At 37.5% G+C, this 9,321-nt stretch carries 12 protein-coding genes; 2 read left to right on the forward strand and 10 right to left on the reverse strand.

Annotation, left to right across the window (positions count from 1 at the left end; genetic code table 11):
• Window positions 1–38 precede the first annotated feature (38 nt).
• Window positions 39–353, reverse strand: a complete 315-nt coding sequence (locus MKL36_RS05425) for a hypothetical protein (RefSeq protein ID WP_021511259.1) — start codon at window positions 351–353, stop codon at window positions 39–41.
• Window positions 354–364: 11 nt separating this feature from the next.
• On the reverse strand, window positions 365–1,600 hold the full coding sequence (locus tag MKL36_RS05430) for a phage/plasmid replication protein, II/X family (protein ID WP_021511258.1): 1,236 nt from the start codon (window positions 1,598–1,600) through the stop codon (window positions 365–367).
• 132 nt (window positions 1,601–1,732) lie between these two features.
• Between MKL36_RS05430 and MKL36_RS05435 the strand changes: the two genes are divergently transcribed.
• Window positions 1,733–1,924: a hypothetical protein gene (locus MKL36_RS05435; protein ID WP_021511257.1), complete on the forward strand. Its 192-nt coding sequence runs from the start codon at window positions 1,733–1,735 to the stop codon at window positions 1,922–1,924.
• 325 nt (window positions 1,925–2,249) lie between these two features.
• On the opposite strand, the gene MKL36_RS05440 is transcribed toward MKL36_RS05435, so the two are convergent.
• The 8 genes from MKL36_RS05440 to MKL36_RS05475 form a co-directional block, all read right to left on the reverse strand.
• Complete coding sequence (locus tag MKL36_RS05440) at window positions 2,250–2,423, reverse strand: hypothetical protein (RefSeq protein WP_010590615.1); 174 nt, start codon at window positions 2,421–2,423, stop codon at window positions 2,250–2,252.
• Window positions 2,424–2,750: 327 nt separating this feature from the next.
• Window positions 2,751–3,014, reverse strand: a complete 264-nt coding sequence (locus MKL36_RS05445; protein WP_021511123.1) for a hypothetical protein — start codon at window positions 3,012–3,014, stop codon at window positions 2,751–2,753.
• 12 nt (window positions 3,015–3,026) lie between these two features.
• Complete coding sequence (locus MKL36_RS05450; protein ID WP_410270851.1) at window positions 3,027–4,178, reverse strand: zonular occludens toxin domain-containing protein; 1,152 nt, start codon at window positions 4,176–4,178, stop codon at window positions 3,027–3,029.
• A gap of 76 nt (window positions 4,179–4,254) precedes the next feature.
• The gene (locus MKL36_RS05455) at window positions 4,255–4,593 is read right to left on the reverse strand and encodes a DUF2523 domain-containing protein (protein WP_001127950.1); all 339 of its coding nucleotides are present in this window, start codon (window positions 4,591–4,593) and stop codon (window positions 4,255–4,257) included.
• Window positions 4,593–6,317: a hypothetical protein gene (locus MKL36_RS05460; RefSeq protein WP_021511125.1), complete on the reverse strand. Its 1,725-nt coding sequence runs from the start codon at window positions 6,315–6,317 to the stop codon at window positions 4,593–4,595. The genes MKL36_RS05455 and MKL36_RS05460 overlap by 1 nt, the downstream gene beginning before the upstream one ends.
• Window positions 6,318–6,382: 65 nt before the next feature.
• The gene (locus tag MKL36_RS05465) at window positions 6,383–6,619 is read right to left on the reverse strand and encodes a major capsid protein (protein WP_000431314.1); all 237 of its coding nucleotides are present in this window, start codon (window positions 6,617–6,619) and stop codon (window positions 6,383–6,385) included.
• A 506-nt stretch (window positions 6,620–7,125) separates the two neighbouring features.
• Complete coding sequence (locus MKL36_RS05470; RefSeq protein WP_021511259.1) at window positions 7,126–7,440, reverse strand: hypothetical protein; 315 nt, start codon at window positions 7,438–7,440, stop codon at window positions 7,126–7,128.
• An 11-nt stretch (window positions 7,441–7,451) separates the two neighbouring features.
• Window positions 7,452–8,687 (reverse strand): phage/plasmid replication protein, II/X family, encoded by a 1,236-nt coding sequence (locus MKL36_RS05475; protein ID WP_021511258.1) that lies wholly within the window; start codon window positions 8,685–8,687, stop codon window positions 7,452–7,454.
• 132 nt (window positions 8,688–8,819) lie between these two features.
• On the opposite strand from MKL36_RS05475, the gene MKL36_RS05480 reads away from it, so the two are divergent.
• A complete protein-coding gene (locus MKL36_RS05480; protein ID WP_021511257.1) occupies window positions 8,820–9,011 on the forward strand; it encodes a hypothetical protein in 192 nt (63 codons plus the stop codon).
• Window positions 9,012–9,321: the final 310 nt, after the last annotated feature.

Consider the following 9,321-nt stretch of genomic DNA (forward strand, 5'->3'; position numbering starts at 1 on the left):
ATTATACGTCATGTTATATATGTAAGCCTTTGATACTATTAAGCTTTTATATCAGTCGCTTTCTTTTCCTCAACCTGCAACGGCTTACCGTCACCAGTAGTCTTATAAAAAATGTTGCGGTCCATCGCTGTCATTTCGATTGGTAAATAGATTTCACGACCTTTGTACGACAAATAAAAATCTTTCATGTGGTGATGATCTTCAACAACTTTAACGTTCTGTGAACATGGAACCCACTGATCGAGACCTTTGTCATAGCGTTGTGATTCAAAGATTAAACGCATGTTTAATCCTTTCTCATTTGTAGTTAAATCAACGTTAAGTAGCTTTGCTTTGAAAATAATTTGAGACATAAATATGATCCTTATGCGATGCGTAATTCACGCTGATTAAAAGTAGAAATTGGTTCAACAAAGTTGCTAGGTACTTGATTTTCGAAATTAATTTCGACAAGTTTAAGAAATGGAATAATGTTGGATTTAGACTCAACATGTAGATTCTGCAAGAATGCTTTTGAGTAACCCGCAGCAATTAAATCAGCCATATATTGGTAATACTGACGCTCACCATAACGTGTCTTCATAACCTCATAACCATTCATTTCTAATGCGCAGTAAAAATTGAAGACATTACGAGCCTTAGTAAAACTTTGACGGCCTTTAGGTGTCACAGTTCCAAAAACATTACAGAGATTTTTAAATACAGTATCGTGGTCAGTAGCTTTCATGGCTGTACCCTCTAGGGCTTTAAATAACTGAGCGTTTGCTTTAATCCAGATATCACGTAAAAAATTAGGGTTAGAGCGTTGATAACGAATAAGTTCAAATAAATTAGTCGGAATACCGAGTTCTTTCATAACGTAGGCTTTAATGCCTGTTTCAAATCGCAAGAGACCTTTAACCCACTGCTGTAAATCTGGATCTGACATAACAGCTACAACACGTTGAGCACATTTATCATTTGCCTTAGCAAGCTTAATTTGCTCTTCAAGTTGAGACTGAAATTCAGCAGATTTACCGTAAACTTTACGGGCAAAACGTTTACAACGTTCAGAACCATAATAGTTAGTATTCTTATAGGTAACTTGCTTAGTCGATTTACGGATATGTTGAGTAGTTACATTGCGTAAAAAGTCAATAGCATCAGCAACTTGGTTATCATCACGTAAGCGTGCTGAATAAGTTGCATCTAACTGTTTAACTTCCGTCTCACCAATGGCCAACATACCGTAAAGTGTAGGATGCGATTCAGCTAAATAGCCGAGCATTTCAAGCGCACCCTGCTCTATCCAATCCGTTCCATACACATTATGTCCTTGAAGAATCTTCGCAGGACTAGCTTTAAGCTCAACATAAGGATAAGTACGACCTTCATGGAAAAACTTAAAAGCCATCTTCGTGTAAGAAGTCGGAAGTTTAGAATATGCATGATTTAGAACTTGATGTTTAACGTTCCCATCTTCGTCTTTGTATACATCATAAGAGCCAACTCTTAACCCAAGGTCCAGTAAATCAAAACCAAATACACAGTACCGACCTTCGCTATCAATATCGACTAGCGAAGCATCAACTGGTATGTGCATCACGATTTTGTCTAACATTTCCCCACCATGTAAACATGCATGCATAAATGCAATGCGAAGAATTTACCACAGTGATACACGCATGCACAATACATGCATGCAAAAATACATGTATCATTTTCTACATTCTAAAATTTGGGAAAATTGGGAATGGTACAAAGCGTTAGGCTTAACGACAAAGAGCAAGAAGAGCTTAGAAAGAAAGCTGTCGAACTTAACAAAGTTTTAATTGCTAAAGGTCAACAACCTATTCGAGATAGTGAGTTAGTTCACATTCTAATAGAAAACGGACTAGATCTTGTAGAGATTAGTAACAGCGGTAAGTTACACATACCAAAATAAGAAAAAACTCCCAAATTCGGGAGTTAAGTCCACACTAGAATCAGAAAAAGTGCAAAATTCCGCAGTTAAGTCCACACTAGAGAAGGTGGACTTTTTTACCCTCAGACACCAAAAAATATTCAGAAAGGTCAGGCGCGACAAGTCGCTGCCCGCCCTTTCCTCTCCCTCCAGTTCGCATAATGAAGATTGATGTTAAATGCCTGCAAGTGCAGGCAAAAGCATAGCATCATTGACAAAAAAGCTAATTCCAAATTAATGAAATTAGCTTATTTATCAATGACTAAGGCAAGTAACATAATCTAGTTATTATGCGAACTCTCAGATGCTAATCATGATCATCAAAATGTTGCTGATATTCTGAGTTAGGAATTAGATGATCACAGAGAGGGCAAAAAGTATATTCGGCTCTAATTTTAGCCAAAACTTTTGAATTATTTACCCCACCATGAGAATAATAAGTAATCCAAATATCTTCTAACTCTTCTAAAGTAAATGTCATATTTTGCCAATCCTTCAAAAATCACAAATATTGATTTTATTCATTTTTTTAATGCCAGAAACAGATCACCGGCTTAACTCGAGATGTAATAAAATGCCAATCAAAAATCTATTATAAAGTCTTTTGTTCCGTAACCATGCCACACTTTTAAGTGTCTCATCAACTGATTAAATTGCAGTGTACGACCACAATATGAGCATTGCGTATAACTCGAAGTTTGATCACGTAAAAAACCGTAGACTACGCCTTGTGACCGAGTTGGATCGGTCACAATTCCCCTGAACGGTTTTTTTTGGTTACTGCTACGGTAGAACATATAGACGGTTTTTAGTAATCAGGAAAAAGATGCTCGTATTTTTTTCGATGTTCTTCAATAAACTTATTACGTTGTTCTAAAGGATAATATTTACCCCTCCAAAAATACAAAAAGCCCGTATCAGTCTTAATTCTTTTAGGTCTCTCAAAACGATAAGCCCACATATTTAATAGAGTTTTAAAGAAGCCAGACAAGATAAAACCCAATATTGCACCAGCTACAAAAATATGAATAACAAGGTTATGTAATGCAGAAATATCAGCTAAAGACATCATTTAATTAACCCCTTAAAAAGAAAAAGAACTTTGAGAATTTGCACCATTCACAGAACTACGCTGTAGGTTAGGCTGCACATAATTATTAGCCTGATAAGAAGAATAATTAGGCTGCATCTGCACCTGTGGCATAGCATTATTTACCTGAGCAGGTCGGTTATTCTGAACCTGAAAATAATTAAATGGTCTATCGCCATCTTCCATAAGTTTACGGCAATCAGATTGGCTTACATCATGCAGAATCGTACCTTGTTGGGTATAAGCCACATATTTACCTTTCATCTTCATACAACCTGAAAACACTGGCTTTGCAGTCACTTCATATTGGATTTGAGAAGTATCAACCTCATAAGGGCGATTAGGATTGTATTTGATTGCTATGGTCTCCATTCTCACGTCATTTTTAGCCTGCAGTTCTGCGTTACGTGTTTCAGGATGCATCAAATCAGCATATTGTTCTGGAGTAAGACCAGCCATAGCTGCATCATACTTAGCCCTTTCGGCTAAAGTCATATTAGAAGGATCTGAAGGTAAGACAGGTTCGTCATGGACTTTGGCGGTGACTTCCTTATCACTCATATGAAGATATTTAGTAGCAACCGGATAACCAATCCAAACAGCAAAACCGATGATACCTGCAACCATAGCCACACCCTTAATTAACTTAGGTGGAACCTTAAATTTATGGGTATCTAATACGGTAGATTCATACCAGTTAAAAACCTCTTTATTAGGTCTATAAATCGTAGTTGTACAACCATTTTTAAATGTAGCTTTCTGAAAGTCGTCTGGATCGGATTCAACAAAACCCCAAGAACGCTTGGCAGCAAAAGGAACATTCCCATTTCTAACAAGATGAATATGCTCAGACGTAAGGCGTCTAACATGAGTATGTATAAACATTGGATGCTGAGTAACAATAAAAATATCCTTACCCTCATGACGATGTTTTTCTAACAAAGTCATCCAAGTCGGTAAGTCTTCTGTTTTACAGTTAGTCGGTACATCTCTAGTAAATTCCTGTACCTCATCAATAAAAATAACTGATGTTTCTGGTGTATCTACCCAATCCTTAAAGTGGTCGAGAACCTGATATGGAAAAGGTATTTCAGGTTTAAGTCCCCGAACATTACATAAGTAAATTGGACGGCCCTCACTAGACATCTTATTAGCGAGTTCCATCATCATTGCAGTCTTATAAGAACCAGGCTGCGCTGTAATTAGTTTAATAGCCATAAAATCAACCCGTATTAATACCGAATGCACGAATAGCTACAGACATTAGTTTTAAGCTAAAACATGCAGCTGATGCAGAAAGAATAATGTTCACGCACTGGATGAAATCTAAGTACTGAATTACTTCAGCAGCAGTACCGCCAACCGTTGAAAGCTCTGTGGCTTTCTCAACAATTTTTTGCTGCATTTCATCAACAAAAGGTTTAACCGTACTGGATAAAAACAAGTAGATAACGCCAGCCGTAGCGGTCCCCAAAATTAACTTTGCAAATATTTTAAAAACTGCATATCGAAATAAAACCTTCAGTAATGCAGCAACAATAGCCCCAATAAACAATGGCATTAGATAGCCCTCACAGTTGAGTCAAGCATCTTAAAAGCAACCATCAAAGTGCAGAGATGAAGAAGTATTTTTACTAGTGCTAACAAGTCACACCATTGAGATAACGGAACCGTCATAGACCCATAAATAGGAACCGTAACTGTAAAATCCTGAACACAAGCAGAATTAGAAAAAGTTAATTTATTAGATAATGCCTGCAAAGAACCTGCGGCATCTGATTGAGCATTAAGAGAACGTGGATCATCCGAAGCATCACCAATCTTTTCATACTGTGAGGTATCAAAGTCTGATGAATCAGTCTTCATCATATCTTTAAAATCAGTAGTCTGTTTCTCAATAGCATCAACAACAGGCTTAACATCTGTAGTTCCGCCACCACCACCGCCAATAGGCTTATTATTGATAGCATTAACCACTTCATTAAGCTTATTAGCTGTAGAGTTGGTATTAGCATCGACAGCCGATTTAACATTGTTTGTAGCAGCCGTATTCGCTTCTACAGCCGTTTTTACAGTAGTAGCGTTAGCATTAACAGCAGCAGTTGTTTGATCAACTGAAGACTTAACAGAATCAAGTTTAGAATTAGTTGTATCTAACTTGCTATTAGTCTGGGTAAGTTTATCTTCAACACGAGAAACAGCATTAACCAATTCAGACTTAACCCAAGTCAATTTATCGGATAAAGCAGAAATAGCCCTAACAACAGGTGATAAATCAATAGTGAAGCTTGTTGAAGTAGTTCCACCACCAGAACCACCTGTAGAAGAACCTGAACCAGAACCAGAGTTATTAATATTAGTGCTACCAGTACCAGTATCAATCGGTGTACCTGAACCAGAACCACCGCCATCACCAGTACCTGAACCACCATCACCAGAACCAGTACCAGAACCACCACCATCACCAGTGCCAGTGCCAGAACCAGTACCTGAATTAGAAGATTTAACACATAACGCCTGACCATTGAATGAGCCAGAAACATAACCAGTGCCACAGCCTGTAGGTGGTCTATTACAGTAAGTAGCACCACCACAAGTACCCGTAGGACTTGGAGGAGCAGCCCCATCAGGACAAGTAATAGAGCCATCAGCTAGACGAGTACAACCATCGTTAGGCGGTTGATAACAATCACCGTAAGGGTCATTTTTATCACACTGGCCTGCATCAAGTGGAGTACAAGAAGATACAGGTGTTTTAGAAACGTTATATAACACTGTACTTTGACGATTGTTAGCATGATTCAAAACAATAGAATCAGGTTTAGCTTTAAAAACACAGAATTTATCTTGTAAAGGCTGACAGCGTTGTTGTGGTATAGAAGTGCCCGAATCAAAATAAACATACATTGGATAACCGACATCTGGACATTGCAAATTAACACATTGACCGTTTTGGAGGGTTTGTCCTTCGGGACATTTAGGGTCAGGAACATAATCGGGATTATTTAACCTAGTAACACCATACATAGAAATCACAGAACCATCTTTTTTCTTATAGTAACAAGTAGCAGAGTTGCCACTAAATGCAGATAAATGATCAAAAGTCGCACCGTACATACCGTGACTAGATGAAACAGTGGAAGGATAATCACAAGCCTCTTCAGCTGTTAAGTAGATTTTTTGACTATAACCTTGATAAATATATTGTTGAGAAGATGGATATGCATAAACAATAAAAGTAGTAATGCTTAATAATAAAAAAACCAAATATTTAAAAAACTTCATAAAAGCCCCCAACTTTTTAAATATTTAATTCTTATAAGATGGGGGTATTTCTACCCCCTGAGCTATTAGCTAAAGAAAGCAGCTTTAACCCATTTGAATACAACAGCAACACCCGCAAGACCGAGTAATGCAGCACCAACAGCAGTAATCGCAGCAGTACCGTCAGTTGTTAAAGTTGCAACTGGACCAGCCACGTCGACAGCAGCATTGGCATTAGTAATAAGCGCAGCCCCAACAGCAGCACCCACCCCAAAACGTTGAACATTAGTAAGTGTTAAAACACCACGTTTTTGATTTTCCATAACAATCTCCAAGGGTTAAAAACCCATTAGTCTAAGAACGATTTTAAAAACATAGCTGAGACCGAATAGAACTGCGAAAGCAGCAAAAAGACCGATCACCAAATCCATGTTTAAATACCCAATACATGTCGTCTGGTCCGACCCATAAATCAAACAAGCCAACATAATTGAATTCCTTTACTTCCGTTTTTTATAGTAGAGATATAAACCCACTGGATGAGCTATTACCCCTACTACGAAGAAATACCAAACTGCATAGATGACCATTAGAGACATCCCCAATAAATAGGATTGCCGACTTGCGATTAACGCCCCCAAAAGCCGGCAAATTCTTTTTATTTACACTTATAAAAATGGATGCAATAACTTGAGTGTTTTGTGAACTCTGCACCGCACTTCTTGCATTTATAAATGTAATCTGTCATAGTTAATTAAACGTAAGTTATTGATTTAATTGACATATTATACATTATACGTCATGTTATATATGTAAGCCTTTGATACTATTAAGCTTTTATATCAGTCGCTTTCTTTTCCTCAACCTGCAACGGCTTACCGTCACCAGTAGTCTTATAAAAAATGTTGCGGTCCATCGCTGTCATTTCGATTGGTAAATAGATTTCACGACCTTTGTACGACAAATAAAAATCTTTCATGTGGTGATGATCTTCAACAACTTTAACGTTCTGTGAACATGGAACCCACTGATCGAGACCTTTGTCATAGCGTTGTGATTCAAAGATTAAACGCATGTTTAATCCTTTCTCATTTGTAGTTAAATCAACGTTAAGTAGCTTTGCTTTGAAAATAATTTGAGACATAAATATGATCCTTATGCGATGCGTAATTCACGCTGATTAAAAGTAGAAATTGGTTCAACAAAGTTGCTAGGTACTTGATTTTCGAAATTAATTTCGACAAGTTTAAGAAATGGAATAATGTTGGATTTAGACTCAACATGTAGATTCTGCAAGAATGCTTTTGAGTAACCCGCAGCAATTAAATCAGCCATATATTGGTAATACTGACGCTCACCATAACGTGTCTTCATAACCTCATAACCATTCATTTCTAATGCGCAGTAAAAATTGAAGACATTACGAGCCTTAGTAAAACTTTGACGGCCTTTAGGTGTCACAGTTCCAAAAACATTACAGAGATTTTTAAATACAGTATCGTGGTCAGTAGCTTTCATGGCTGTACCCTCTAGGGCTTTAAATAACTGAGCGTTTGCTTTAATCCAGATATCACGTAAAAAATTAGGGTTAGAGCGTTGATAACGAATAAGTTCAAATAAATTAGTCGGAATACCGAGTTCTTTCATAACGTAGGCTTTAATGCCTGTTTCAAATCGCAAGAGACCTTTAACCCACTGCTGTAAATCTGGATCTGACATAACAGCTACAACACGTTGAGCACATTTATCATTTGCCTTAGCAAGCTTAATTTGCTCTTCAAGTTGAGACTGAAATTCAGCAGATTTACCGTAAACTTTACGGGCAAAACGTTTACAACGTTCAGAACCATAATAGTTAGTATTCTTATAGGTAACTTGCTTAGTCGATTTACGGATATGTTGAGTAGTTACATTGCGTAAAAAGTCAATAGCATCAGCAACTTGGTTATCATCACGTAAGCGTGCTGAATAAGTTGCATCTAACTGTTTAACTTCCGTCTCACCAATGGCCAACATACCGTAAAGTGTAGGATGCGATTCAGCTAAATAGCCGAGCATTTCAAGCGCACCCTGCTCTATCCAATCCGTTCCATACACATTATGTCCTTGAAGAATCTTCGCAGGACTAGCTTTAAGCTCAACATAAGGATAAGTACGACCTTCATGGAAAAACTTAAAAGCCATCTTCGTGTAAGAAGTCGGAAGTTTAGAATATGCATGATTTAGAACTTGATGTTTAACGTTCCCATCTTCGTCTTTGTATACATCATAAGAGCCAACTCTTAACCCAAGGTCCAGTAAATCAAAACCAAATACACAGTACCGACCTTCGCTATCAATATCGACTAGCGAAGCATCAACTGGTATGTGCATCACGATTTTGTCTAACATTTCCCCACCATGTAAACATGCATGCATAAATGCAATGCGAAGAATTTACCACAGTGATACACGCATGCACAATACATGCATGCAAAAATACATGTATCATTTTCTACATTCTAAAATTTGGGAAAATTGGGAATGGTACAAAGCGTTAGGCTTAACGACAAAGAGCAAGAAGAGCTTAGAAAGAAAGCTGTCGAACTTAACAAAGTTTTAATTGCTAAAGGTCAACAACCTATTCGAGATAGTGAGTTAGTTCACATTCTAATAGAAAACGGACTAGATCTTGTAGAGATTAGTAACAGCGGTAAGTTACACATACCAAAATAAGAAAAAACTCCCAAATTCGGGAGTTAAGTCCACACTAGAATCAGAAAAAGTGCAAAATTCCGCAGTTAAGTCCACACTAGAGAAGGTGGACTTTTTTACCCTCAGACACCAAAAAATATTCAGAAAGGTCAGGCGCGACAAGTCGCTGCCCGCCCTTTCCTCTCCCTCCAGTTCGCATAATGAAGATTGATGTTAAATGCCTGCAAGTGCAGGCAAAAGCATAGCATCATTGACAAAAAAGCTAATTCCAAATTAATGAAATTAGCTTATTTATCAATGACTAAGGCAAGTAACATAATCTAGTTATTAT

Origin of the sequence: Acinetobacter sp. AOR12_HL (genome assembly GCF_027855275.1) — a bacterium.
GTDB classification, from domain to species: domain Bacteria; phylum Pseudomonadota; class Gammaproteobacteria; order Pseudomonadales; family Moraxellaceae; genus Acinetobacter; species Acinetobacter baumannii.

What these genes read in the sequence shown, in the direction of transcription:
- MKL36_RS05425 (WP_021511259.1), bottom strand. Translation starts at nt 353, where the DNA reads ATGTCTCAAATTATTTTCAAAGCAAAGCTACTTAACGTTGATTTAACT.
- MKL36_RS05430 (WP_021511258.1), bottom strand. Translation starts at nt 1,600, where the DNA reads ATGTTAGACAAAATCGTGATGCACATACCAGTTGATGCTTCGCTAGTC.
- MKL36_RS05435 (WP_021511257.1), top strand. Translation starts at nt 1,733, where the DNA reads ATGGTACAAAGCGTTAGGCTTAACGACAAAGAGCAAGAAGAGCTTAGA.
- MKL36_RS05440 (WP_010590615.1), bottom strand. Translation starts at nt 2,423, where the DNA reads ATGACATTTACTTTAGAAGAGTTAGAAGATATTTGGATTACTTATTAT.
- MKL36_RS05445 (WP_021511123.1), bottom strand. Translation starts at nt 3,014, where the DNA reads ATGATGTCTTTAGCTGATATTTCTGCATTACATAACCTTGTTATTCAT.
- MKL36_RS05450 (WP_410270851.1), bottom strand. Translation starts at nt 4,178, where the DNA reads ATGTCTAGTGAGGGCCGTCCAATTTACTTATGTAATGTTCGGGGACTT.
- MKL36_RS05455 (WP_001127950.1), bottom strand. Translation starts at nt 4,593, where the DNA reads ATGCCATTGTTTATTGGGGCTATTGTTGCTGCATTACTGAAGGTTTTA.
- MKL36_RS05460 (WP_021511125.1), bottom strand. Translation starts at nt 6,317, where the DNA reads ATGAAGTTTTTTAAATATTTGGTTTTTTTATTATTAAGCATTACTACT.
- MKL36_RS05465 (WP_000431314.1), bottom strand. Translation starts at nt 6,619, where the DNA reads ATGGAAAATCAAAAACGTGGTGTTTTAACACTTACTAATGTTCAACGT.
- MKL36_RS05470 (WP_021511259.1), bottom strand. Translation starts at nt 7,440, where the DNA reads ATGTCTCAAATTATTTTCAAAGCAAAGCTACTTAACGTTGATTTAACT.
- MKL36_RS05475 (WP_021511258.1), bottom strand. Translation starts at nt 8,687, where the DNA reads ATGTTAGACAAAATCGTGATGCACATACCAGTTGATGCTTCGCTAGTC.
- MKL36_RS05480 (WP_021511257.1), top strand. Translation starts at nt 8,820, where the DNA reads ATGGTACAAAGCGTTAGGCTTAACGACAAAGAGCAAGAAGAGCTTAGA.